This window comes from Rothia koreensis (assembly GCF_004136575.1).
Lineage (GTDB): Bacteria > Actinomycetota > Actinomycetes > Actinomycetales > Micrococcaceae > Rothia > Rothia koreensis.
The window spans coordinates 1-23,674 of the sequence record NZ_NOIQ01000027.1 but is presented as its reverse complement, the minus strand read 5'-3'; the positions used below and the strand labels follow the sequence as shown (position 1 = coordinate 23,674).

Annotated in this window: 20 protein-coding genes; 10 read left to right on the top strand and 10 right to left on the bottom strand. The window is 67.2% G+C overall.

The window, feature by feature from the left end; genetic code table 11:
- Nucleotides 1–107 precede the first annotated feature (107 nt).
- Entirely contained in the window at nucleotides 108–1,178 is a 1,071-nt protein-coding gene (locus tag EWU68_RS12180; protein ID WP_129316408.1) for a lipoate--protein ligase family protein, read from the top strand.
- Nucleotides 1,179–1,259: 81 nt separating this feature from the next.
- On the opposite strand, the gene EWU68_RS12175 is transcribed toward EWU68_RS12180, so the two are convergent.
- Nucleotides 1,260–2,231 (bottom strand): hypothetical protein, encoded by a 972-nt coding sequence (locus tag EWU68_RS12175; protein WP_165162145.1) that lies wholly within the window; start codon nucleotides 2,229–2,231, stop codon nucleotides 1,260–1,262.
- Nucleotides 2,232–2,443: 212 nt separating this feature from the next.
- Nucleotides 2,444–3,349, bottom strand: coding sequence for a LysR family transcriptional regulator (locus tag EWU68_RS12170; RefSeq protein ID WP_129316406.1), 906 nt, complete (start codon nucleotides 3,347–3,349; stop codon nucleotides 2,444–2,446).
- A 72-nt stretch (nucleotides 3,350–3,421) separates the two neighbouring features.
- On the opposite strand from EWU68_RS12170, the gene EWU68_RS12165 reads away from it, so the two are divergent.
- Nucleotides 3,422–4,741 (top strand): MFS transporter, encoded by a 1,320-nt coding sequence (locus EWU68_RS12165; RefSeq protein WP_129316405.1) that lies wholly within the window; start codon nucleotides 3,422–3,424, stop codon nucleotides 4,739–4,741.
- Here EWU68_RS12165 and EWU68_RS12160 read toward each other — a convergent pair.
- The 5 genes from EWU68_RS12160 to EWU68_RS12140 form a co-directional block, all read right to left on the bottom strand.
- Complete coding sequence (locus EWU68_RS12160; RefSeq protein ID WP_129316404.1) at nucleotides 4,734–5,870, bottom strand: L-talarate/galactarate dehydratase; 1,137 nt, start codon at nucleotides 5,868–5,870, stop codon at nucleotides 4,734–4,736. The two genes, EWU68_RS12165 and EWU68_RS12160, sit on opposite strands and share 8 nt — an antisense overlap.
- A 9-nt stretch (nucleotides 5,871–5,879) precedes the next feature.
- Entirely contained in the window at nucleotides 5,880–7,211 is a 1,332-nt protein-coding gene (locus tag EWU68_RS12155) for an enolase C-terminal domain-like protein (RefSeq protein WP_129316403.1), read from the bottom strand.
- Between the two features lie 24 nt (nucleotides 7,212–7,235).
- Nucleotides 7,236–8,810 carry an aldehyde dehydrogenase (NADP(+)) gene (locus EWU68_RS12150; RefSeq protein WP_129316402.1) on the bottom strand — a complete coding sequence of 525 codons (1,575 nt, stop codon included), beginning with the start codon at nucleotides 8,808–8,810 and terminating at the stop codon, nucleotides 7,236–7,238.
- On the bottom strand, nucleotides 8,807–9,760 hold the full coding sequence (gene kdgD / locus EWU68_RS12145; RefSeq protein WP_129316401.1) for a 5-dehydro-4-deoxyglucarate dehydratase: 954 nt from the start codon (nucleotides 9,758–9,760) through the stop codon (nucleotides 8,807–8,809). Before kdgD ends, EWU68_RS12150 begins: the two co-directional genes overlap by 4 nt.
- 125 nt (nucleotides 9,761–9,885) lie before the next feature.
- A complete protein-coding gene (locus EWU68_RS12140) occupies nucleotides 9,886–10,779 on the bottom strand; it encodes a LysR family transcriptional regulator (protein ID WP_129316400.1) in 894 nt (297 codons plus the stop codon).
- A 173-nt stretch (nucleotides 10,780–10,952) separates the two neighbouring features.
- On the opposite strand from EWU68_RS12140, the gene EWU68_RS12135 reads away from it, so the two are divergent.
- On the top strand, nucleotides 10,953–12,308 hold the full coding sequence (locus tag EWU68_RS12135; RefSeq protein ID WP_129316399.1) for a gluconate:H+ symporter: 1,356 nt from the start codon (nucleotides 10,953–10,955) through the stop codon (nucleotides 12,306–12,308).
- A gap of 67 nt (nucleotides 12,309–12,375) precedes the next feature.
- On the opposite strand, the gene EWU68_RS12130 is transcribed toward EWU68_RS12135, so the two are convergent.
- Nucleotides 12,376–13,071: a YoaK family protein gene (locus tag EWU68_RS12130; RefSeq protein ID WP_129316398.1), complete on the bottom strand. Its 696-nt coding sequence runs from the start codon at nucleotides 13,069–13,071 to the stop codon at nucleotides 12,376–12,378.
- A gap of 389 nt (nucleotides 13,072–13,460) precedes the next feature.
- Here EWU68_RS12130 and EWU68_RS12125 point away from each other — a divergent pair, with 389 nt between their 5' ends.
- The 7 genes from EWU68_RS12125 to EWU68_RS12095 all read left to right on the top strand — a co-directional run bounded on the left by EWU68_RS12125 (nucleotide 13,461) and on the right by EWU68_RS12095 (nucleotide 21,602).
- Nucleotides 13,461–14,735, top strand: coding sequence for a glucarate dehydratase family protein (locus tag EWU68_RS12125; RefSeq protein WP_129316397.1), 1,275 nt, complete (start codon nucleotides 13,461–13,463; stop codon nucleotides 14,733–14,735).
- A 322-nt stretch (nucleotides 14,736–15,057) separates the two neighbouring features.
- Complete coding sequence (gene mvk / locus EWU68_RS12120; RefSeq protein ID WP_129316396.1) at nucleotides 15,058–16,029, top strand: mevalonate kinase; 972 nt, start codon at nucleotides 15,058–15,060, stop codon at nucleotides 16,027–16,029.
- Entirely contained in the window at nucleotides 16,026–17,018 is a 993-nt protein-coding gene (mvaD, locus tag EWU68_RS12115) for a diphosphomevalonate decarboxylase (protein ID WP_129316395.1), read from the top strand. Before mvk ends, mvaD begins: the two co-directional genes overlap by 4 nt.
- Nucleotides 17,015–18,205, top strand: a complete 1,191-nt coding sequence (locus tag EWU68_RS12110) for a phosphomevalonate kinase (RefSeq protein ID WP_129316394.1) — start codon at nucleotides 17,015–17,017, stop codon at nucleotides 18,203–18,205. Before mvaD ends, EWU68_RS12110 begins: the two co-directional genes overlap by 4 nt.
- Nucleotides 18,202–19,305, top strand: coding sequence for a type 2 isopentenyl-diphosphate Delta-isomerase (gene fni / locus EWU68_RS12105; protein WP_129316393.1), 1,104 nt, complete (start codon nucleotides 18,202–18,204; stop codon nucleotides 19,303–19,305). The genes EWU68_RS12110 and fni overlap by 4 nt, the downstream gene beginning before the upstream one ends.
- 11 nt (nucleotides 19,306–19,316) lie before the next feature.
- A complete protein-coding gene (locus EWU68_RS12100; protein WP_202976723.1) occupies nucleotides 19,317–20,363 on the top strand; it encodes a hydroxymethylglutaryl-CoA reductase in 1,047 nt (348 codons plus the stop codon).
- Nucleotides 20,364–21,602: a hydroxymethylglutaryl-CoA synthase gene (locus EWU68_RS12095; protein ID WP_129316391.1), complete on the top strand. Its 1,239-nt coding sequence runs from the start codon at nucleotides 20,364–20,366 to the stop codon at nucleotides 21,600–21,602.
- Between the two features lie 655 nt (nucleotides 21,603–22,257).
- Here the strand turns inward: EWU68_RS12095 and EWU68_RS12090 are convergent.
- The gene (locus tag EWU68_RS12090; RefSeq protein WP_129316409.1) at nucleotides 22,258–22,818 is read right to left on the bottom strand and encodes a GNAT family N-acetyltransferase; all 561 of its coding nucleotides are present in this window, start codon (nucleotides 22,816–22,818) and stop codon (nucleotides 22,258–22,260) included.
- 19 nt (nucleotides 22,819–22,837) lie between these two features.
- On the bottom strand, nucleotides 22,838–23,512 hold the full coding sequence (locus EWU68_RS12085; RefSeq protein WP_129316390.1) for an HAD-IA family hydrolase: 675 nt from the start codon (nucleotides 23,510–23,512) through the stop codon (nucleotides 22,838–22,840).
- Nucleotides 23,513–23,674: the final 162 nt, after the last annotated feature.

Here is a 23,674-nt window from a genome sequence, read left to right as displayed (position 1 = left end):
GCCCCGACCCTCGACCCCCGAGCCCATCAACTCGACCCGCGCCCGCTCCGCCGCCCTCGCGCCCCCTGGCATGGTGGCGGGGTCGTGGCCGTGCGTAGGCTGTAGTCATGGCTGAGCAGACATTCCACGCAGAACACAAGGTGGCCGGGGGCAAGCTCGTGGTCGCGGACGTCGTCGTCGAGGGTGACCGGATCACGAACGCGACGATCTCGGGGGACTTCTTCCTGGAGCCTGAGGAGGCGTTCTTCGAGCTCGCGCCCGCCCTGGTGGGCTCCTCGATCGCCGACGACGGCGCGGCCCTTACCGCACGCCTCGATGCGGCGCTCGCGACCTTCGGCGACGAGCTGGACCTGCACGGGTTCTCGACGGGCGACGTCGCCCTCGTGGTTCGGCGGGCCATCACGGGTGCGAAGGACTTCGGCGACTTCGACTGGAGCATCCTGCGCCCCGGCCCCCTTCCGACCAGTCTCAACGTGGCCCTGGACCAGTACCTGCTGGAGGAGGTCGCGGCGGGTCGCCGGGGGCCGACGCTCCGATTCTGGGACTGGGAGGACAAGGCCACCGTGATCGGCTCGTTCCAGTCCTACATGAACGAATTGCAGCCCGAGGGCGTCGAGCGGCACGGGATCGACGTCGTCCGGCGCATCTCCGGTGGCGGGGCGATGTTCATGGAGGGCGGCAACTGCGTGACCTACTCGATGTATGCCCCCGCTTCGCTGGTCGCGGGGCTGAGCTACGAACAGTCGTACGTGTTTCTCGACCAGTGGGTGCTCCAGGCCCTCGGCGAACTGGGGGTCAACGCCTGGTACAAACCGATCAACGACATCACGTCCTCGGGCGGGAAAATCGGGGGCGCCGCCCAGAAGCGAGTCAGCGGTGCGATCCTCCACCACGTGACCATGTCCTACGACATCGATGCGGACAAGATGACCGACGTCCTCCGTATCGGCCAGGCCAAGATATCGGACAAGGGAATTCGCAGCGCGAAGAAGCGTGTGGACCCGCTGCGCCGTCAGACCGGTGAGAGCCGGGAGGGGATCATCGCCACCATGGGGCGCACCTTCGAGGCGCGCACGGGTGCGACGTGGGCCGAGCTGTCCGAGGCCGACCTCGAGGCGGGACGCCGGCTCGTCGACGAAAAATTCGGCACCGAGGAATGGACCCACCGCGTCCCGTGACGGGCCGGGCCGCGGTCGATCCGACAATCGACCGCGGCCCGATCTCGACGCCGATGCGTCACGTCAGCCGATCCGCAACGATCACCAGGGATCGCCGTACAGGTGGAGCTCGGGATCATCCGGGTACATGTCCGGATCCGCGACGCTGAAGAAGACCTGTTGGCCCGTGCGGTTCTGCACATCGTGGATGAGCAGGGCATAGCGACCAGTCGGCAAGGTCTTGAAGTCCTTGCTTTCGATCTGCAGCTGCCCGTGCTCGTCCTTGGTGATCTGGGCGTCCAGGTTTATCGTTTCGCCCTTGCCCGTGGGGGCATCTCGGTACGTCACGTCCACCTGGTAGTCACCGTCCTCCGAGAGGGGGAGGGTGCTCTGCGGGTTGATGGTCATGGAGTCGAAACTTCCCGCCCGCATGGCCGGAACACCGTTCGGATAACCCCAGGAAACCTCTTCCTGGGTGGGCATCACCGCGAGGGTGTTCTCGGCCGGTGAGTAGGTGGCCCCGATCCTCAGGCTGGGCCCGTCCGAGGGCTCCCCGGTTTCGGGGCTCACGTAGGCGGGGTTCTCGGGGTCGGTCTCGTCGTCGGCAACCCGACCCGGAACTTGGACCATGAGGTTGCCGGGCAACTGGTCGAAGGATTCGGCACCGGAGAGGTCCAGGATCCCGCCCTTCGACTCGACGAGCATGTTTTCGCCGCACAGGCCGTTGCCGATCTTGACCTGGTACTTCCCGTCGGGTGCGGGCTTCTGCTCCGTGCCCGTACCGGGGATCGTCAGCTTGTAGTCGGTCGAACCCTGATTCTGCTGGACCAGTTTGGGCTGGCCGCCGGCTCCGCGCCACATGTCGTAGGCCCGGGGCGCCGTGCCGTGCTCCTCGAGCCAGGCGTCGGCGTGGGTCTGGGGTGCGTCCGGGTTGCCCGGAACCTGCCGGTTGCACAGGCTCGAACCGTCAGTGCCTTCGGCCTGTGCGGGTGCCGCCAAGGACAGCGAGCCGAGTGCCAAAGCTCCTGCGGCCCCGAGTGCGGCACATGTCCGGATATTCGTGTTCGTCATCATCGCGGGTCTCCGATCCGTGAAGTGGTGGTGATTCATCGAACACTTCGGACGCTACTGAAGCAGACGCCGCGGCAGGTTAAGTTTTGGCCTCAATTCTGAAACAAGCAGTCGCGGTATGGTCACGGCCTCACCTCTCTCATGGGCCCGCCGTGCCGCGGTGGGCTCATGGGTGGTAGGTCGGTGCCGAACAAGCCGGGCAGACCGATGGATCGTCAGCGATCGTGGAGCAGGGAGACGGGAAGGGCGTCCAACGCGGCCCGGACCAAGCGGTGGTCGCGGGCCCCGCGGCGCGTCGCACTGAAGATCCGGCGGCTCGGCGTCGGATCCCCGTGGAGCGGGATGCGTGCCACCGGCCAGTCCTCATGGAGCCTGGCCAATTGCGGCACCAGAAAGACGCCGAAGCCGTGGGCCACCAGAGCCGTTCCCGTTTCCCATTCGTCGCCCTGGTGGGCGACGTTCGGCGAGAAGCCTGCGCCCAGGCAAGCTGCCATCACGAGCTGGTAATAGGCGCTGTCCGGGCGGCCGACGATCCACGGCTCGTCGGCCGCCTCGGCGAGACGCACCGACGGCTTGCGGGCGAGGGGGTGGTCCCGGGGAACCACCAGTTCGAGGGGGTCGTCGGCCAGGTACACCTGGTCGAAACGCGGATCGGAGGAGGACGGGGTCATCGACGTCGCCGTGTACAGGGCCAGGTCCGCGTCCTCCGAGAGCAACAGGTCGAAGCAGCGCGAGGGTTCGGCCTCGATGACCCGGACCGTGGTCTCCGGGAAGTTCTCGCGCAAGTGGGCGGCGGCCTGGGGCAGGAGCCGGGTTGCGGCCGTGGAGAATCCGCACATCGTGAACGAGCCGGTGACGTGTTCGGGGTCGGCGGCGAGTTCGGCCCGGGCCCGCTCCTCCTGGGCGAACATCACGGCCGCGTGGCGCAAAACGGTGTGGGCCGCGCTCGTGAGCCGGACGCCTCGCCCCACCTGGGCCAGGAGCGTCACGCCGAGTTCCTCGGAGAGCTGGCGCAATTGGTGAGAAACGGCCGATGGCGTGTAGTTCATGGCCTTGGCCACGGCGGTCACCGTTCCGTGGTGGGCCAACAATTGCAGGACTCTCAAACGCGCATCGATCATACAAAAAACATACAAGGTAGCGTCAAAAAACGTTTGCTTTTATTCAGCAGTCCGGCGTTCGATAGTGGAAGCATGCTGAATCATCGTGTGCTTTCCCCATCAGGCAAGCCTGCCGTCCGTCGGCGTCGGAGTCTCGCAGTGCCCGCTCGGGGCGCTCGGACCGAGCACGTGACCACGACCAGGGGGCAGGTGGCCACCGGCGTCGCACTGCTCATCGTCCTGACCGCTGGGGCCTACATCCCGTCCCCGCTCTATCCCGGGTACCAGGCACAGCTGGGGTTCAGCGACCTGACCATGATCTTGATCTACGCTACGTTCGCGCTGGTCAGCATCCCCGCGCTGCTCCTCTTCGGCCCGGCCTCCGACGTGCTGGGCCGTCGGAAGGTGCTCCTGGCCAGCATCGTTCTCTCCGGGGCGGGATCGTTGTGCTTCCTGTGGGCGGGAAGCACGTTCTCGCTGTTCCTGGGCCGCGCCTTCCACGGTCTGGCCCTCGGCGCCGTGACCGGCCCTGCGACCGCGTGCGTGATCGAGACGTCGGCAGTGCACGCGAACAAGTACAAGATCTGGGCCTCCGTCCTTGCGAGCTCGGCCTTCGTTGCCGGCACCGCGGCCGGCCCGTTCTTCGCCGGAGTCCTGGCCGAATGGGCTCCGCTGCCGGGGGCGCTGCCCTATCTCGTGCACCTGGGGCTCCTGGTCGTGTGCTGGGTCCTGGTTCTGGGGCTCCCGCGCGTCGGCGTCGCCTCGTTGCGCACGTGGCGCCCGACCGCACCGCGCGTCCCGCGAAAGATCCGGCACCTGTTCCTGGCGGCCGCGACCACCGGCTTCCTCTCCTGGACCGGGGCCGGGATCTTCCTGGCCACGATCCCGACCGTTCTCGAACGGACCCTCCCGGATGCCACGACCGCGATGACGGGGAGCGTCCTGGGTGCGATGCTCCTGTTCTCGATGGCGACCCAGCCCCTGATCGTGGGCATCTCCCCGATCCGGATGCAGATTCTCGGTCTCGGACTGATCGGTGCGAGTCTGGCGGTTCTGGCCCTCGACGGAGGCGGAAGCATCGACGTCGTCCTCGGATCCGCGGTGTTCGCGGGCGCGGGGCACGGTCTGGCCTACGGAGGCGCGACGGCGATGCTCGACGGCGTCACCCCGGCGGAATCCCGGGGAGGGGTCAACGCCTCGCTGTATCTGGTGTTCTACCTCGGTGCCGGGGTCCCGGCGATTGCCGTCGGCGTGCTGACCTCCTGGTGGTCCATGGAGACCGCGGTGTCCTGGATGAGCGCCGTCGCCGCGCTGGCGAGCGTCGCGGCGTCGGGCGGCATCGCTCTGGTATGGACAAGGCGGCGTCGCGCCCGAAGGCACGACGCCGCCACGTCCGAACTCGCTGCTACCTGACCCCGAATTCGACCGAGTCGGTGGTCCAGGCTCGTGCCTGGTCGCTCAGAGTCACGCCCAGGCCGGGGCGGTCGGGAACGATCATCCGTCCGTCCTTGGTCTCCAGGCGCTCGTTGAACAGGGGATCCAACCAGTCGAAGTGCTCGACCCACGGTTCCCTCGGATACGTCGCGGCCAGGTGGAGGTGGATCTCCATCGCGAAATGCGGCGCGAGATCCAGTCCCGCCTGATCGGCCAAGGCCAGGAGCCTCTGGAACTGGGTCACGCCGCCGACCCTCGGGCAATCGGGCTGGATGATGTCGCACGCGCGGTTGTCGATGAGCCGCTCGTGCTCGGCCACGGAGGCGAGCATCTCGCCCGTCGCAATCGGGGTGTCCAGTGAGCGGGCCAGATCCGCGTGGCCCTCGACGTCGTAGGCGTCCAGCGGCTCCTCGATCCACGTCAGGTCGAATTCCTCGAGACGCCGACCCATGCGCAGGGCCGTCGCCCTGTCCCACTGCTGATTGGCGTCCACCATGAGGGGAACGTCCGGACCGATGTGGTCGCGAACCGCCGCGACCCTGCGCAGATCCTCGGCCGAATCGGGAAGACCGACCTTGATCTTGATCCCGCCGATTCCTTCCTCGATCGACTGGCTCGCACGGTCCTTGACCTCCTCGATCGAGGCGTTCAGGAAGCCTCCCGAGGTGTTGTACGTCCGCACCGAGTCGCGATGGGCGCCCAGCAGCTTGGCGAGGGGGAGCCCCGCACGCTTCGCCTTGAGATCGTGGAGAGCCAGGTCGATCGCGGCAATGGCCTGGGTCGCGACGCCGGAACGCCCCACCGATGCGCCCGCCCAGACGAGTTTGGTGCCTATCCGGGCGATGTCATTGGGGTCCTCGCCCAACAAACCCTCGCCGATCTCCTTGGCGTGGGCGTACTGGGCCGGGCCGCCGGCCCGCTTCGAATAACTGAACCCGACTCCCTCGAAGCCCTGCTCGGTCGTGATCTCGGCGAAGAGGAACACCACCTCCGTCATGGGCTTCTGGCGGCCGGTGAAGACCTTGGCGTCGGAGATGGGGACCGAGAGCGGAAGCCGCGCGGTCGAGAGGGCGACGTGTCGGATCGAGTCCCGAGTCGTGGTGGTCATGATGGTCTCCTATCGGTCGAGTGCCGGACGCTTGGGATCGAAGGTCCACCCGGGCACGAGGTACTGCATGGCCGCGGCGTCATCCCGCGTCCCGAGTCCGTGGTCGAGGTACAGCTGGTGGGCTTCCTCGAGCCGGTCCCGGTCGATCTCCACGCCCAGACCGGGCGTCTGCGGGACGTCGATCTGTCCCTCCCGGATCTCGAAGGGGCGGGTGGTCAGGTGCTGACCGTCCTGCCAGATCCAGTGGGTGTCGAGGGCCGTGATGCTGCCCGGGGCCGCGGCACCGACCTGCGTGAACATCGCGAGGGAGATGTCGAAGTGATTGTTCGAATGCGAACCCCACGTGAGCCCGAAGTCGTGGCAGAGCTGGGCGACGCGGGTGGATCCGCACATCGTCCAGAAATGCGGATCGGCCAGCGGAATGTCCACGGAGGCCTCCCGGATCGCGTGGGCCATCTCCCGCCAGTCCGTGGCGATCATGTTGGTCGCCGTCCGCAGGCCGGTGGCCCGGCGGAATTCGGCCATGACCTCGCGCCCGGAGAACCTGCCTTCGGCGCCGCAGGGGTCCTCGGCGTACGCGATGTACGGGGCCATCTCGCGCCCGTACCTGATCGCGTCGTCGAGCAACCAGCCGCCGTTCGGATCGAGGGTGATGCGGGCGTCCGGGAACTCCTTGCTCAACGCCTTGACGGTCTCGACCTCCGCCTCGCCGGGCAGCGCGCCGCCCTTGAGCTTGAAGTCCTTGAACCCGTACTTTTCGGCGGCCGCCTTGGCAAGATCGACGACGGCCTCCGGGGTCACGGCTTCTTCCCGCCGCAGCCGGTCCCATCCGCTGGCCCCGGGCTCCCGCAGGTACGGAAGGTCGGTCTTGTCCGGGTCGCCGACGTAGAACAAATACCCCAGCATGGGGACGCTGTCCCGCTGCTGCCCGTCACCCAGGAGCTCGGCGACGGGAACACCGAGAAACTGCCCGTTGAGGTCCAGCAGCGCCGATTCCAGGGCCGTCACGGCGTGGATCGTGACGCGCTGGTCGAACGTCTGGTTCCCGCGTCCGGCCACGTCCTGGCCGGCGAAACGGGAAGAGACCTGCCGCAGCAGGGACTTGTAACGGGTGACCGGTTGGCCGGTCAGGAGGCCGGCGGCCTGTTCGATCGTCGATCGGATCGGTTCACCACCGGGGACTTCACCCACCCCTGTGCGGCCCTCGCCATCCGTGATCACCACGATGTTTCGGGTGAAGAACGGGGCGTGGGCGCCGGAGAGGTTGAGCAGCATCGAGTCGTGGCCGGCCACCGGCACGACCTCGATGCGTTCGATCCTGGGAACGGATGCGGACGTCATGGCATGTTCTCGCTTTCCTCGGGCCTACTTGCCGTCGACCGACTGGCCGACCGACCACGGATTCGCGTCCGAGACCGGCGCAGGCAGAAGGTCCTCGGGGAAGTCCTGGTACGCCACGGGCCGCAGGAATCTTTCGATCGCCAACGTGCCGACGGACGTCGTGCGCGCATCGCTCGTGGCCGGGAACGGCCCGCCGTGGACCATCGCGTGTCCGACCTCGACGCCGGTCGGCCAGCCTCCGTAGAGGATCCGGCCGGCCAGCCGCTCGAGACGCGGACGCAGGGCGGCGACGTCGTCCCGATCGGAGGGCGAGGCCTGGACGGTGACCGTCAACTGGCCCTCGAGGGCCGCGACCAGTTCCTCGAGGCTCGCCGGTTCGGCGTAACGAACGATCAGGGACGCCGCGCCGAAGATCTCCTTCTGCAGCTCGCCGTTCGCGAGGAAGGTCTCGGCGTCGGTCCGGAACAGCACGGGACCGGGGGCATTGGCCCCTTCTCCGGCCGAACCGCGGGCGATGACGTCGACGCCGTCCTGACCGGACAAGTTCTCCACGCCCGACGCCCACGAGCTCGCGATCGAGGGTGTCAGCATCGTCTGCCCGGTCGAGGCGTCGATGTGCTCGACCGCGCGGGAGACGAACTCGTCCCCTTCGGGGCCTTCGGGCACGAAGACGAGTCCGGGCTGGGTGCACAGCTGGCCCGATGACCCCGTCACCGAACCCACGAAGGCTTCAGCAAGGGAGGACGTCGCCGAGCCCAGGGCCCCGGGGAGCACGATCACGGGGTTGATCGAGCTCATCTCGGCGTAGACGGGGATGGGGGAGGGGCGCTCGAAGGCGGTGCGCGCGATGGCCAGCCCGCCCGATCGGGATCCGGTGAAGCCCACGGCGGTGATCCTGGGGTCCGCGACGAGCCTCTGGCCGATTTTCGCCCCGGGCCCGTAGACGAGCGAGAACGTGCCACCGGGCAGGCCCTCCTGCGTCACGGCGTCGTGGATCGCCTGGGCGACCAGTTCCGCGGTTCCCGGGTGGGCGTTGTGGGCCTTGAACACCACGGGGCAGCCCGCGGCGAGGGCGGAGGCCGTGTCACCGCCGGCCGTCGAGAAGGCCAGCGGGAAATTGCTGGCCCCGAAAACGGCCACGGGACCCAGCGGAACCATGCGCTGGCGGATGTCTGCCCGCGGAGCCGGTTTCCGGTCAGGCTGCGCGGGGTCGATCCGGACCCTGTGGAACGAGCCCGAGCGGACCACTCCGGCGAAGAGTCGCAACTGGTTTGCGGTTCGCGTCAGCTCGCCGTTCAGACGGGCCTCGGTCAGGCCGGTCTCCCGCCGGGCACGATCGACCACGTCCTCCCTGAGTGCCTCGAGGTTGTCCGCGATGCGATCGAGGAACCGCGCTCGCGCTTCGGGTTCGGTCGCGCTGTATTCGGGGAACGCCTGCTCGGCGGCCCGGGTGGCGTCGTCGAGCTGGTCCGGGCCGATGAGGGTGAACACGGGATCGAGGTTCTCCTCCGTGCTCGGGTCCAGAGCCCTGATGTCTCCCTCGGTCCCTTCGATCCATTCACCGTTGATCAAGGACTGTCCGTTGAGAGTGGTGGTCATCGTGTTTCCCCTTTCTGGGTGGTGGGAACGTCCGCGACGTTCGCCGCGCGGACGAGCCGTTCGAGGTCGTGGTAGTCCTGCTCGCGCAGGTCGTGCAACGGGGGCCGGACCGATCCGCAGTCGTGTCCGACAATGCGCAGGCCGGCCTTGATGATCGAGACGCCGTAGCCCTTGCCGCGGTCCCGGATGTCGAGATAGGGCAAGACGAACCTGTGAAGTTTCTCCTGGACGGCGGCGTGGTCGAGGCGTCGGACGTCGGCGTAGAACTCCAGCGCGAAGTCCGGGACGAAATTGAACATCGCGGACGAATAGGTGCTGACTCCCATCTGGAGCAGCGGGAGCGCATAAGTCTCCGCCGTCGGCAGCCCGCCGAGGTAGAAGAGACGGTCCCCGTTCACCGCGGTCACGCGCGCCAGGTGCTCGATGTCGCCCAGGGCATCCTTGAACCCGACCAGGTTGGGGTGCTTCTCGGCCAGTCGCGCAATGGTTTCGGCCGAGTAGATCGCATTGGCCCGGTTGTAGACGATGACGCCGATGTTCACCGCGGAGCACACGGCGGAGGCGTGCTCGAGCAGCCCGTCCTGATCGCATTCGGTCAGGTACGGAGGGAGGAGAAGGATGCCTTCGGCCCCGGCCTGCTCGGCGGCCCGGGCGCACCGGATAGCCTGTTTCGTGGAGCCGGAAGCCGACCCGAGAACCGGGACCTCCGGCCGAGTCGAGCCGACGGCCCACTCGGTGACCAGCGCATTCTCTTCGGGCGTGAGGCTGAAACCCTCACCCGTGCCGCCCGCGGCGAAGAGCCCGGCGACGTCGAACCCCGACTGCCACTCGATGTGGTCTCGGTACGTGGTCTCGGCGAGTTCGCCCTGGGCGTCGAACGCGGTCGCTGGGAAAGAGAGCAAACCGTCCTTGAGACGATCCGCCAACTCGTGGGGTGAGAACTGCGCCATGGGAACTCCTCGAATGATTCGCGCGTCTGGAAGTGGGACTTCTCGGAGTCTATGAACTGCGTCTCATGCTCGTCCAAGTGCAATTCCGCATCCAGTGATGCATCAGGGGTATCACTATTGGGAGGTCAGCCCGCCCATTCGGCGGGGGCGGCGTCCAGAAGCTCTTTCAATCGCGATGCCGTGGGGGTCGCGTTGTCCGCCGAGGTGATGAGCTGGAGTTCGACGATGTCGCGGCGCAGGTCGTCGAACTGGCGGTAGCCCACGCCGGGGAAGTTCAACTTGGTCGCGGACTCCGGAACCAGGGCGATGCCGTGCCCGGCGGCCACCAGGCTGATCATCGTGGTGATCTGGCTCAGGGAGTGGGAGACGTCCGAGTGGTCGATCGAGAAGTTCCGGACGACGAGGTCGTAGAAGTACCGCGCCCCGTCCGCCGAGTGCATGATCAGCGGATGCCCGGCAACATCCTCGCGATGCAAATGGCGTCCGGAAAGCAACTCGTGGCCCGTCGGGGCGGCCAGGACGAGACCCTCGGTGTGGATCAGATCGGCCCGGAAGTCCTCGGAGGCGCTCGAAAGGCGGCCGAGACCGGCGTTGATGCGTCCGTCCTCGAGAGCCTCGAGCTGTCGCGAGGTGACCATCTGATGCAGCTCGACCGTGACATCGGGCATGCGCTCCTTCGCCAGGGTGAGGATCGGCCCCAGGAGCGTGAGTCCGGCCGCGGCGGTGTATCCGAGACTGAGCCGCCCGCGGAGGCCGCGCGATGCCTGGACGGCCGATTCTCCGGCCCTGGTCGCGTGCGAGAGGACCAGGCGTGCCTGGTCGAGGAACGTGGCGCCGGCCGCCGTGAGCTCGACCTTCCTGTGGGTGCGCCGAACCAGTTCGGTTCCCAGGCTCTTCTCCAGCTTCTGGATCTGGCGGCTCAGGGGAGGCTGCGTCATCGAGAGTTCCTCGGCGGCCCGGCCGAAGTGCAGGTTCTCCGCAACGGCGACGAAACACCGGAGCTGATCGAGGGTGAACATGTGCTCCTCCAGAACGAGTGATGCGGTTCAAGTATTACTTCATGCAAATCTAGTCTTAGACAATATTGAAACATGAATCATAAGCTCAATCACACTGTGAACCAGAACACGACCTGACGCATCCGACCTGCGCCGAGGCAACGCCCGGACGGCAGGGTTCGAAGGAGAATCTGATGCCTTTACTCATCGTGGCCATCGCAGTGGCATTGCTGCTGATCCTGATGACCAAGTACAAGCTCAACGGTTTCGTTGCGCTGCTGATCGTCTCGGTGCTCGTGGCCGGGTGGGGTGCCCTGTCGGGTGTTCTGACGGTGGACGACAAGCCCGCCGATGTCTCCGACATCCCGGACATCATCGGCAGCGGAATGGGCGGTCAGCTCGAAGAGACCCTTGCGGTGATCGGCATCGGCGCGATGATCGGCCGCATTCTGGGCGACGCCGGGGCCGCGCAACGGATCGCCCTCAAGGTGGTCGGGGCACTCGGCGAGAAACGTGTCCAGTGGGCGATGATCGCCACGGCCATGCTCATCGGCGTGACCATGTTCTACGAGGCGGCCTTCGTGATCGTGGTCCCGATTGTCTTCACCCTGGTCCGGGCGACGCGCACGAACCTGCTCTGGGTCGGTTTGCCGATGTCGATCGCCCTGTCCACGATGCACTCCTTCCTTCCCCCGCACCCGGGGCCGACGGCGGCGGCGAGCATCTACCAGGCCTCACCCGGCCTCTCCCTGCTCTACGGACTCTTCATCGCCGTCCCTGCCGGTGCCATCATCGCGATGGTTTGGCCGCGGCTGTCCTTCGTCAAGAAAATCGATCCGGAGATCCCCCGGGGGCTCGTGTCCGAGAAGTCCTTCACGGAGGACGAGATGCCGACCATGCTCCGGTCCGTCGTCGTCGCCCTGCTTCCCGTGGTGCTGATCGCCGGAGCGGAAATCTACATCATGGTCGGTACCGAGGGGACGCCGCTGATGCACGCGGTGACCTTCATCGGTTCCCCGACGATCGCGTTGCTGCTGTCCCTGATCGTCGCGATCATCATCTTCGGTCCCCTGAGCGGCCGACCGCTCACGGAACTCGCCGTCTCGATGGCCGACTCGGCGCGCGCCATGGCCATGATCATCATGGTGATCGCCGCCGGCGGCGGCTTCAAGGAGGTCCTGGTCTCGACCGGTATCGCCCAGTACATCGCGGACATGACCTCCGGGTGGCCGATCCACCCCATCATCCTGGTCTGGCTGACCGCCGTGATCCTTCGCATCGCCCTGGGGTCGGCGTCCGTCGCGGTGACGACGGCGGCCGGCATCGCTGCCCCGCTCGTCGGTTCGAGCGGCATCTCCCCGGAGCTCATGGTCCTGGCGACCACGTGCGGTTCGATCGCCGTCAGCCACGTCAACGACCCCGGGTTCTGGATGTTCAAGGAGTACTTCAACCTGTCGGTCGTCCAGACCCTCAAGGCGCGCACCACCTACACCACGGTCCTCTCGGTCCTCGGACTGGGAGGCGTGCTCGTCATGAACCTGGTCATCTGAGCCGGCTCGCCGCGCCCGTGACCCCGTGGGTATCGAGTCGACCCGCGGGCCGGGCCGGTGCGGAGCCTTACGCTGCCGTGCCGCCGGGTCTGCGGCGTGGCCGGAGTCCGGCGCGTGCCATATCGCGAATGCTCGTGGGGGCGGACAGAAGAAGGATCAGAAGAGAGCCGACCATGAGCGCGCGGAAGTCGAACAGCCAGAAACCGACGATCCCCAGGGAGCCGCCGACCATGAACAACAGGACCAGAACGGCCAGGACCTTGGCCTTGTGCGGATCCATCCGAACCGATGAGGCGCCTCGCGGGATTCCGCCGTAGATCCATTTGCCGATCTCGACGCCCAAATCGGTGATCATCCCGGTCACGTGGGTCGTGCGCACGGGGAAGTCCCGGATCTTCGTGATGAGTGCATTCTGGAGCCCCATCGCGAAGCAGAGCGCCGGAACGAGGATGAGATCCGCCCGCACATGGTCGAGGTCGCCCGCGAGGAAACCCACGGCGAGGACCAGAAGGCCTTCGACGGCGAGGACGTTCGCATACCTGCTCGCCAGTCTTCGTCTCTTCGCCCAGGTAAAGAGGATCGTGCTCGCCATGGTTCCGGCGATGAAGGCACCTACGGCCAGCACTCCGGTGAGCAATGAGGCGAACTCGGCGAGCATCGTGTGCTGGGCAATGTCGGCCACCATGCCACTCATGTGTGAGGTATAGATTCCGAGGGCCGTGAAGCCGACGGCGTTCAGCGCCCCTGCTTGAAGGACGAGCATATAGGCCAGGTGGCGGTCGGATTTCGGGTGACGGTGCGGGCCGGAGACCACGTGGGGATATCGCGACGCTCTCGTCAGACGGGCTGCTATGGGGCTGGTCGAGTTTTTCAGGGCTGGTCCTCACAATCTTTGCTGTGGTGGGGCCGGTCCGGCGCATGAGGTCCGCTGGAAGCGGACGCCAGGGCACATGCGGCTTCTCTGAGGTTTTCACCTTGTCAGTCCCGCACGTCGGAGCACCAGGGTTCGGCGCCTATTGGTCCTTTCGTGACACGCCCCGTTCGACGCCGACGGGGGACGAAGCCTCGCCCGGACACCCCCCGACACGCAGCCCCTCGGATGCATTCCCCACACACAGGCCTCCACGCAACACCCGATCAGAAAGGCACGCCATGACGGACACCACCACTATTGCGGACATCAGAATCACACCGGTCGCCTTCGCCGACCCACCCCTGCTGAATTCGGTCGGCGTGCACGAACCGTACGCGCTGCGTTCCGTCGTCGAGGTCGAAACGTCCGGCGGCGTCGTCGGGCTGGGGGAATCCTATGGCTCCTCGATCCACGTGTCCCGGCTGAAGATGGCCGCGGAGTCCTTGCGCGGGCTCGACGTGCAGAACCCGTATGCGCTGCGCCAGGCCGTGGCGCGAGCACTGACGGACGACCGAACATCGGGCGGCGACGGAATGGCGGGGATGGTCACGGCCTCCTCGACCCTGGACCGCGTGTACTCCCCGTTCGAGGTCGCGGCCCTCGATATCCAGGGTCAGCAGTACGGCGTTCCCGTCAGCACCCTCCTCGGAGGACTGGCCAGGGACGAGGTCTCGTTCACCGGATACCTTTTCTACAAGTGGGCGGGGCACCCCGGCGCGGAACCCGACCGATGGGGTGAGGCGCTCGACGCTGCCGGGATCCTGGCCCAGGCCGAGACCATGGTCGAGGAGTACGGGTTCACCGCGCTCAAACTCAAGGGAGGGGTTCTCGCCCCCGAGGCGGAGGCGGAGGCCGTGGGAGCGCTCGCGGACCGGTTCCCGGGGATGCCGATCCGGCTCGATCCCAACGCCGTGTGGTCGGTCGAGACGGCCGTTCGGGTCGGCCGACGGCTCGAGGGCAAGCTCGAATACCTCGAGGACCCCTCACCGGGTCTGGACGGCATGGCGGACGTGAGGCAGCGGGTTCCGATGCCGCTGGCCACGAACATGGCGGTCGTGGCCTTCGACCAGCTCCCCGAATCCGTGCGACGCGGCTCCGTCGACGTGATCCTGTCCGACCCGCACTTCTGGGGCGGGCTCGGGCAGACCAAGCTCCTCGCTGGAGTGGCTCAGACCTTCGGCATGGGACTGTCCATGCACTCCAACTCCCACCTGGGGATCAGCATGGCCGCGATGCTTCACGCCGCGGGCGCGACCCCCAATATCGACTACGCGTGCGACACGCACTGGCCATGGAAGGACCCCGAGGACGACGTCGTGGCCGGTTCGCCGTTCTCCTTCGACGCCGGCGCCGTCGCTGTCCCGACGTCGCCCGGGCTCGGCGTCTCCCTCGACCGCGACAAGCTCCGACGACTGCACGAACAGTACTTGGCCTCGGGGATGACCGAACGCGACGACACCGGGTACATGCGGCGGTTCGATCCGGCCTTCGACCCGAGCCTCGGCAGGTGGTGAAGCCGCGGGTATGACGCCCACGGAATGAAGTGCGCCACGTTGCGCCATGGTGATGGGCACAGGGCTCCATGTCTGTCGAGCGACCCCGACTCCGTGGTTCGATATCCTGGGTACATCGGTGCGGCCCGGGGTTCCCCGAGATCCCGGCGCTCCGACGGCTGACCCCGCTGACGGTGATGGCACGTTCCCCGCGTCCGACGGCGGCCGATGCCCAGGATCATGAATCACGACGTCCCGGCCCAGTGCGTGACACTTGGGGGATACGGAATATGCTTGATCCGTTCAGGAAAGTACCTTCCCCTGCCCATCGGAGTTCAGAGATTTGCACAAGTTGAAAGAGGCCGACCCCCTCCAGGCCTCCGCGGTCGGCCAGTCCGTCGCTTGGGGCAAGGTGATTCTTTTCGGGGAACACTCGGTGGTCCATGGCCATCCGGCGATCGCATTTCCTCTGCCCCAGGTCGGGCTCACGGCCACCGCGACGCCGTCCCCCGGGCCGGTGTGGCTCACGGTCGACATCTACGACGGCCCCTTGTCCAGCGCGCCTCCCATGCTCGCCCCGCTGGGAGCGACGATCACCGCGACACTCCGACGCATCGGACGCCCGGAACGCGGGCTCCACATCACCTGTATCGGGGACTTTCCCCTCGAGCGGGGTCTCGGCTCGAGCGCGGCGGGTGCAGCCAGCATCGTCAACGCAATTCTCGATCTCACGGGCGACGACCTGCCCAAAACCGTCCGTCACGAACTCGTCCAGACGGGTGAACGGGTCGCCCACGGCAACCCGTCCGGTCTGGACGCCTACACCGTGCTCAGCCGGTCGCCGATCTGGTTCCAGAACGGGTCCGCCGAAGGCATCGAGGTCAACCTGGGCGCGCCCATCGTCGTCGCCGACTCGGGACAGCCAGGCGACACCCACTCCGCGGTCGGCGCCGTGACCGAAATGCGCCGGACCAACCCGGACGACGTCGCCCGATACTTCGAAACCATCCGTGACCACACGATTGCAGCACGGGAGAACCTCAAGAACGACGAACGCGTGGCCCTCGGCCGCCGCATGTACGAAGTGCACGAAGCACTCCACGAACTGTCGGTCTCCAGCCCGCACCTCGACCAGCTCGTGCGCTCGGCGCGTGAAGCCGGTGCTCTCGGCGCCAAACTGACGGGCGGAGGTCGCGGCGGTTGCGTGATCGCCCTGGCGAGCGACTTCCAGCACGGGCAGGACCTCGCCTCGCACCTGTTGCAGGCCGGGGCGCTCCAGACCTGGATCCTGAACCCCGAGGAGCTCGAGCAGTGACCGCAGAGCGCGCCACGGCAGTGGCCCACCCCAACCTGGCCCTCATCAAATACTGGGGCAAGAGGGACGAACAGCTGGTCCTCCCGTGGACCGGCAGCCTGTCCCTGACCCTCGACGTCTTTCCGACCCGGACGAGCCTCACCCTCGACCCGTCCCTGGACGAGGACCGGTTCCTCCTCAACGGTGCAGCGGTCACCGGAACTCCCCTGGACCGGGTGCGCACTTTCCTCGACCTGGTCCGCGAGCAGTCCGGGAGCCGCGTCCGGGCGCGCATCGAATCCGAGAACTCCGTGCCGACCGGGGCCGGGCTGGCCTCGAGTGCCTCCGGCTTCGCCGCACTGGCCACGGCGGCGAGCAGCGCCTACGGCCTCCCCACGGACACCGTTTCCCTGTCCCGCCTCGCCCGGCGCGGTTCGGGGTCGGCGTGCCGCTCGGTGATCGGCGATCTCGTCGAATGGCACGCGGGCGAGGGCGCAGGCGAGGTGGCCGACGCGGCGTCGTACGCGGAGAACATTCCCGGACCGGAATTGGCCATGGTCATCGTGGTCGTCTCCGCTGCGGAGAAGGCCGTCTCCTCCAGAGTCGCGATGCGCGAAACGATCCGGACCTCGCCGTACTTCGACGGGTGGGTCACCGGAACCACGCAGGATCTGATCGACATGCGCGAGGCGCTCGCGGCGGGCGACTACACCCGCGTCGGGGAACTGACCGAGTCCAACGCCCTGCGCATGCACGCGGCGATCAACGGATCCCGGCCTCCCGTGCGGTACCTCGCCCCCACATCGGTGGAAGTCTTCGACACGGTCGAAAGGCTGCGGTCCGACGGGCTGGAGGTCTACGGAACGGCCGACGCCGGTCCCAACGTCGCGGTCCTCTGCCGGAACGCCGACCTGGAGCGGACCCACCGTGCGCTGGCCGACCGCTTCCCCGGTCTGGACCTCATTCCGGCCCGGTCCGGACCGGGCGCGCACTTGGTGGAGAACGAATGATCGTTACCGAGGCACCCGGCAAGCTCTACGTTCTGGGGGAGTACGCCGTCGTCGAGCCCGGGCATCGAGCGATCCTGATTGCTGTGGACAGGTACGTCCGCGTCGAGGCCCGACCGGCCGAGGACGCCGGAACATTGTTCTCCACGGGCACCGACCGGAGCCTTTCGTGGCGGCACTCCGGCGACGTCGTCGACTTCGACGAGGACACCGCGGGCTTCTACCGTTACCTCATCGCGGCCCTCGACACGGTCGAGGGGCTGCGCCGGGAGAAGGGGATCGCCGCCCGGCACTACGAATTGCACGTCAGCAGCCACCTGGACGACGCCGCGACCGGAACCAAATTCGGTCTCGGATCGTCGGGGGCCGTGACCGTCGCCGCCGTCGCCGCCATCGGCGGAATCTACGGTCTCGAGCTCACCCCGGACCAGGTCTACCGCCTGGCGATGATCGCCACGGTGCAGGTCACCCGCACGACCTCGGGAGGAGACATCGCCGCGAGCGCACTCGGGGGATGGGTCTCCTATGCCTCCCCCGACCGTCAGTGGTTGTTCGACGCCTCGCGCGAGCGTTCCGTCGCGGAGCTCCTGGACGCCCCCTGGCCGGGCCTGCGCCTTGAGCGTTTGGACGAGCTCGACCCCGACGGCGACGATCGGGCAGTGCCCGCGACCGCCGGATTCGCGGAACCGGGCGACGTCGAGTCCGTCGAGGAATCGCCGTTGACGGTCCGCGTCGGTTGGACGGGCGAACCCGCGGACACGCCGGAGCTCGTGGGTCGTCTGCGCAAGGACACGGCCCTGCCTGCGGACCTCCTGGACCGCAGTGACGACCTCGTCGAACGCCTGGAACACGTTCTGACTAGTGGAAACACTGATAATGTGGCCGATATCGTGGCCGCGGCGCGGGCTCTTCTGGGAGAATTGGCCCAGCAGCGCGCGAGCATCATCGAAACCCCCGAGCTGACCGAGCTGGTCGAATCCGCGCTGAAGACCGGGTGGGCCGCCAAGTCCTCGGGATCCGGCGGCGGCGACTGCGGCATCGCGGTCGGCCCGGCGGGGCGCGACGACCGCGACCTCGAAAGGGCCTGGATCTCGGCCAATATCCGCCCGCTGCCTCTCCGCGTATCACCGCGCGGCCAGAAGATCCTGACCGACTCAGCACGCCCCACCGACCCGAGGGACTCCGCATGACCGGAAACCGCAAGGACGACCACCTGAACTTCGCCGCGGCCCAGCAGCGCGAGGAACCGCACCGCACGCCGTGGGACGACGTCCGGCTGGTCCACCACGCCCTCGCAGGGATCGACGCCGCGGACGTGGACATTTCGACTTCTCTGCCGGGCGGCGTCCGCTGGCCCCTGCCGTTCTACATCAACGGCATGACCGGCGGGACCGAGACCACGGGACGCGTCAACGCGGCCCTCGCGGAGGCTGCGGCCGAGACCGGAATCGCCATCGCGACCGGATCGATGAGCATCTACCTGCGCGACGAGACCGTCCTGCCGACGTTCCGCGTGCTCAGGGACAAGAATCCGCGCGGCTTCGTGATGGGCAACCTCAGCGCCGACGCCACGCCGGACCAGGCGCGCCGCGTGGTCGACGCGCTCGAGGCCAATGCGCTCCAGATCCACGTCAACTCGGTCCAGGAGACCGTGATGCCCGAAGGGTCCCGCGGGTTCGGGGCGTGGAGCGAGAACATCGCGGCCGTGGTCGAGGCGACACCGGTTCCGGTGATCGTCAAGGAAGTCGGTTTCGGAATGACCCGCGAGACCATCGCCCTGCTCGCTTCCTTGGGTGTGACCGTCGCGGACACGGCGGGCAACGGCGGAACCAATTTCGCCCGGGTCGAGAATGACCGACGGGCCGGCAAGGACTACTCGTTCCTGGCCGATTTCGGCCAATCGGCGCCGTTCTCGCTGCTCGATGCGACCACCCTCCCGGAGGCGACGCAGCGCCCCGCACTGCTGGCCTCGGGCGGGGTGCGCAACCCCTACGACGTCGTCCGCGGGCTTGCCCTCGGCGCGCGTGCCGTCGGTGTCGCCGGAACGTTCTTGCACACCGTCCTGGGCGAGACCGGCCTCGACGCCGGCGCCGACGGTACCGAGCGACTCGTTCAGCAGATCACCGACTGGCGGGACCGACTGACCGAAATGTACGCGATGCTCGGGGCGGCCACGACGCAGGACCTGAGCACAACCGACGTGCTGATCAGCGGCGAACTCGCCGAATCCGCACGGCTGCGCGGGGCGGACCTCGAGTCCCTGGCCTCCAGGCGCGGCACCAGCAAATGACCGGAGGAAAAATGCAGGAACCGTTTCAGACACCCGTCCCGACCCAGTGGATCGGTCCGATCCGCGTGTCCGGGAATGTGATCGGAAACGAAGAGGTCGAGGTCCCCCTGGCCACCTACGAGACGCCCTTGTGGCCCTCGGTCAAGCGAGGATCCAAGATCTCCCGCATGGTCGAGGGCGGAATTCGGGCGACCCTGGTCGATGACCGCATGACCCGTTCCGTCTACTTCGAGGCCCCCGACGCCGGGACCGCGCACCGTGTGGCCCAAGAACTCGATGCGCGCCGCGACGACCTGCAGGCCGTGGTCTCCGGGGCGTCCCGCTACGCGAAGCTCATCGACCTGCACTTCCAGCACGCAGGCAACCTCCTGTACGTGCGCTTCGACTTCACCACCGGCGACGCCTCGGGGCACAACATGGTCACGCTCGCGGCCGACAACCTGATGCCGTGGATCCTCCAGCAGTATCCGGAACTGAAGTACGGGTCGATCTCCGGGAACTTCTGTTCCGACAAGAAACCCACCGCGGTCAACGGAATCCTCGGCCGCGGCAAGAGCGTGATCACCGAAATCCTGATCCCGCGCGACGTCGTCGTCCGGTTCCTCAAGACCACGCCCGAACAGGTTGCGGACCTCAACACCCGGAAGAACCTGGTGGGCACGAATCTTGCCGGCGGCCTCCGCGCGGCCAACGCCCACTACGCGAATATGCTGTTGGCGTTCTACCTTGCCACAGGCCAGGACGCGGCGAATATTGTGGAAGGATCACAAGGCATCACGACGGCCGAGGTCCGGGACGGGGCTCTGTACTTCTCGTGCAATCTGCCCAATCTCATCGTGGGAACAGTCGGAAACGGCAAGGGCGCGGGCCTGAGCGTGGTCGAGGACAACCTGCGGAAGCTCGGTTGCCGCGAGGACCGGGAGCCGGGCGGGAACGCGCATCGTCTCGCGGTGCTCTGCGCCGCATCGGTCCTGTGCGGGGAGCTTTCCCTCCTGGCCGCTCAGACCAATCCTGGTGAGCTCATGGAAGCCCACGTGAAGATCGAAAGGAATCAGTAGTTGAGCACTGACAACACCCAGACTTTCCCCGAGGGCGCCGGCAACGGCGACGCGCGCACAGCGGCGTCGGGCCCTGCCGCCAGCGGCATCCAGGACATTGCCTTCGCGACCGGTCACTACTCCTTCGATCTCGCGCACCTCGCCGAGAAGCAGGGGATCGACGTCAACAAGTACTACATCGGCATCGGCCAGGAGAAGATGAGCCTGCCCGCCGAGGACGAGGACATCGTGACCATGGGCGCCGCGGCCGCGCAGCGCATCATCGACCGCAACGGCACGGACGGTATCCGCACGCTGCTGTTCGCGACCGAGTCGGGCATCGACCAGTCCAAGTCGGCCGGGGTGTACGTGCACGGTCTCCTCGACCTGCCCCGCGAGGTCAGGACGATCGAGACCAAAATGGCCTGCTACGGCGGTATCGGGGCCCTTCAGATGGCCCTGGGCATCGTGGCCCGGAACCCGGAAGAGAAGGTTCTGGTCATCGCCGCCGACGTCGCCCGGTATGATCTCGAGACCTCGGGCGAGCCCACGCAGGGCGCGGCCGCCGTCGCATTCCTGGTCCAAGCCGACCCGGACATTCTGGCGATCGAACCGGCCCAGGGCGTGTACACGCTGGACGTCCAGGATTTCTGGCGGCCGAACTACCGCAACACCGCGCTGGTGGACGGCAAGTTCTCGGTCGGCGCCTATCTCGACGCCCTGGTCGGCGCGTGGCACGACTACCGCGCCCATGGCGGCGTGGACTTCGACGACATCGACTGGTTCTGCTACCACCAGCCCTTCACCAAGATGGCGGTCAAGGCACACGTGCGACTGACCGAAGAGGCCGGCACGCCGTTGGAGAAGGCCGACGCCGCGGCCGCCCTGGCCCCGACCTTCGGCTACAACCAACAGCTCGGCAACAGCTACACGGCCTCGATCTTCCTGGGCTTCCTGGCGCTGCTCGACTCCGACCAGGAGATCCCGGGGGAGCGCGTCGGCTTCTTCTCCTACGGCTCCGGCGCGGTCTCCGAGTTCTTCGTGGGCGTCATCCAGCCCGGATACCGCGATCACTTGAGGGTCCAGGAACACCTGGGCATCCTGGACGCCCGCGAACCGATCGGCTACGACCAGTACCGCGCGCTGCACCCGGGCACGTTCGTCGAGGCGCAGGAAAACTTCACGACCGAGCGCCGGACCCGGTCCCCGTTCCGTTTCGAAGGCGTCGAAGAAGGCTCGAGGCTGTACGGCCGGGCGTGATGGGCGCTGCGGCGGCTTCGTGCGGTGGCGCTGTGTCGAGGTGGCTTTGTGTCGAGGTGGCTCTGTGTCGAGGTGGCAGTTTTGAGCGCCACTCCATGCTGAGGTGGCAATTTTGAGCGGATTTCGCGGGTAAAACTGCACAAGGTTGCCACTTCGCGCTCCGGATCGCGCAGAATTGCCACCTCGCGCGGGCTTGCTGGCGACATCGCGTGGGGTCGCGGCCTTTTTGGGTGGGGTTTGCCTGATGGTGTGGGGGTTGCCCGCCGACGTCGGTCGGTGCTTGGGCGCTTTCGGGTCCGGCTGGATGGTGGTTACCCGATGGTGTGGGGGTTGTCCGCCGACGTCGGCCAGTAAATGGGCGCTCTCCAGCCCTGTTGGGTGGGGGTTGCCTGCTGGTGAGGCGTTTTCCCCCGTTAGGTGGTGGTTCAGCCGCCTCCTAACGGCGGTAAGCGGCACCGAATCGGGTAACCGCCACTCAACACATGCGCCAGACACCGCCCGAGAGCCCGAGAGCCCGAGAGCCCAAGAGCCCAAGAGCCCGAGAGCCCGAGCCCCAGACTCAGCCGCTTTTCAACCGGACCCGCCCCGCCCCGCCCAACCGGATCCTGCACTCGCGCCGCCCAGTCGGACCCTGACCCGCGCCGCTCCGCGCGACTCAGTCGGACCTTGGGGTCCTCGTCTCGACGCCGGAGTCCTCCTCCAGCAGGGCGAAGATCAGGGTGTCGTTCCATTCGCCCTTGTTCCAAAAGTCTTTCCGCTGGTGGCCTTCGCAAGACATACCCACCCGCCTGGCCAGTGCGGCCGACGCCGTATTCCGCGGATCAACCCGCGCCACGACGCGGTGAACTCCGTACTGTTCGAAAGCCAGCTTCAGCGTCGCCGTGACCGCTTCTGTCCCGAAGCCTCGACGCGAATACTCCGGATCGACGGTCCACCCTATTTCGGCGATGCGGTAGTCGCGGTCGGTGTACCAGGTCGAAACCCATCCGGCGGGTTTGCCCTCGACCTCGAACGCGAGGCTCAGCGCGCCGGCGTCGTCGTCCAGGCCTGTGCGGGCCATCCGTTCGCGATTCTTCTCGCGTGCGCCCTCTTCCGAGAGGGGGCCATACGGCAGGTATCGACAGACATCCGCACGGGAGAGAATGCGGTGCATCCACCAAGCATCCGACTCTCTGTGAAGCCGTAGTTCGAGTCTTTCGGTTCGGAGTGGAAGCATCACATGAGTCATGGGGTCCTCAACCTTCCCGCGCCGGAGCCCGGTCGGCCGGAGCCTCCTCGACCTGGATTCCGTCGGTCCCGACCGAGACCGACACGTCGGTCAGGGAGTCGACGACGACGTCGGCGTCGTCGACCTCGGCACGCTGGTGGGAGGTGCACACGGCGAGCACGGTCGCACCCGCGGCGCGACCGGCGGCGATGCCTGCCGGCGCGTCCTCGATGACAAGGCAACGGTCGATGGGTGCGCCGAGAGCGTCGGCTGCCTTGCGGTAACCCTCGGGATCGGGTTTGCCCGCGACGACGTCGTCCGCAGCGATCAAGTGGTCGGGGACCGGCAGGCCCGCGGCGGAGAGTCGCTTGCGCATCAGCCGCCCGGATCCAGAAGTGACCGCGGCCCAACGAGTTTCGGGGAGTCGGCCCAACAGGTCCGCCGCGCCGGGGAGGGCCGTCACCCCCTCCAGATCTTGTAATTCCATGTTTTCCAGCTCGACGGTCGCGGCCGGAATCTCGGAGGCTGGCAAATACCTGGCGACGACGTCGCTCGAGCGAACCCCGTGGCAGATGCTCAGAATGTGGGCGGCGTCGAGACCGTGCTCGGCAGCCCACGTCCTCCACGTGCGTTCGACGGCGGCGGTGGAATCGACGAGCGTCCCGTCGATATCGAACAGAATTGCTTCATAGTGACCTATCACGCACCTCACGCTACGTCATCGGTGTCGGGCGGGCGATCCTCCGCCGGCGTCCGGCGTCCGGCGTCCGGCTCCGGCCGGGCCCGCCCGGCTCCCGGTCCGCCCGGCCCGAAACGGCCACCCGGCTCCCGGCCGGTCCCGCCCGACTCCCCGACCGAAGCGGCC

Coding starts and splice junctions, on each gene's coding strand:
- EWU68_RS12150 (WP_129316402.1), bottom strand. CDS start 8,810: ATGACCACCACTCTCAACGGACAGTCCTTGATCAACGGTGAATGGATC.
- EWU68_RS12175 (WP_165162145.1), bottom strand. CDS start 2,231: ATGATGACGAACACGAATATCCGGACATGTGCCGCACTCGGGGCCGCA.
- EWU68_RS12170 (WP_129316406.1), bottom strand. CDS start 3,349: ATGATCGATGCGCGTTTGAGAGTCCTGCAATTGTTGGCCCACCACGGA.
- EWU68_RS12110 (WP_129316394.1), top strand. CDS start 17,015: ATGATCGTTACCGAGGCACCCGGCAAGCTCTACGTTCTGGGGGAGTAC.
- EWU68_RS12135 (WP_129316399.1), top strand. CDS start 10,953: ATGCCTTTACTCATCGTGGCCATCGCAGTGGCATTGCTGCTGATCCTG.
- EWU68_RS12125 (WP_129316397.1), top strand. CDS start 13,461: ATGACGGACACCACCACTATTGCGGACATCAGAATCACACCGGTCGCC.
- fni (WP_129316393.1), top strand. CDS start 18,202: ATGACCGGAAACCGCAAGGACGACCACCTGAACTTCGCCGCGGCCCAG.
- EWU68_RS12100 (WP_202976723.1), top strand. CDS start 19,317: ATGCAGGAACCGTTTCAGACACCCGTCCCGACCCAGTGGATCGGTCCG.
- EWU68_RS12180 (WP_129316408.1), top strand. CDS start 108: ATGGCTGAGCAGACATTCCACGCAGAACACAAGGTGGCCGGGGGCAAG.
- kdgD (WP_129316401.1), bottom strand. CDS start 9,760: ATGGCGCAGTTCTCACCCCACGAGTTGGCGGATCGTCTCAAGGACGGT.
- EWU68_RS12130 (WP_129316398.1), bottom strand. CDS start 13,071: ATGCTCGTCCTTCAAGCAGGGGCGCTGAACGCCGTCGGCTTCACGGCC.
- EWU68_RS12140 (WP_129316400.1), bottom strand. CDS start 10,779: ATGTTCACCCTCGATCAGCTCCGGTGTTTCGTCGCCGTTGCGGAGAAC.
- EWU68_RS12090 (WP_129316409.1), bottom strand. CDS start 22,818: ATGCTTCCACTCCGAACCGAAAGACTCGAACTACGGCTTCACAGAGAG.
- EWU68_RS12165 (WP_129316405.1), top strand. CDS start 3,422: ATGCTGAATCATCGTGTGCTTTCCCCATCAGGCAAGCCTGCCGTCCGT.
- EWU68_RS12160 (WP_129316404.1), bottom strand. CDS start 5,870: ATGACCACCACGACTCGGGACTCGATCCGACACGTCGCCCTCTCGACC.
- EWU68_RS12155 (WP_129316403.1), bottom strand. CDS start 7,211: ATGACGTCCGCATCCGTTCCCAGGATCGAACGCATCGAGGTCGTGCCG.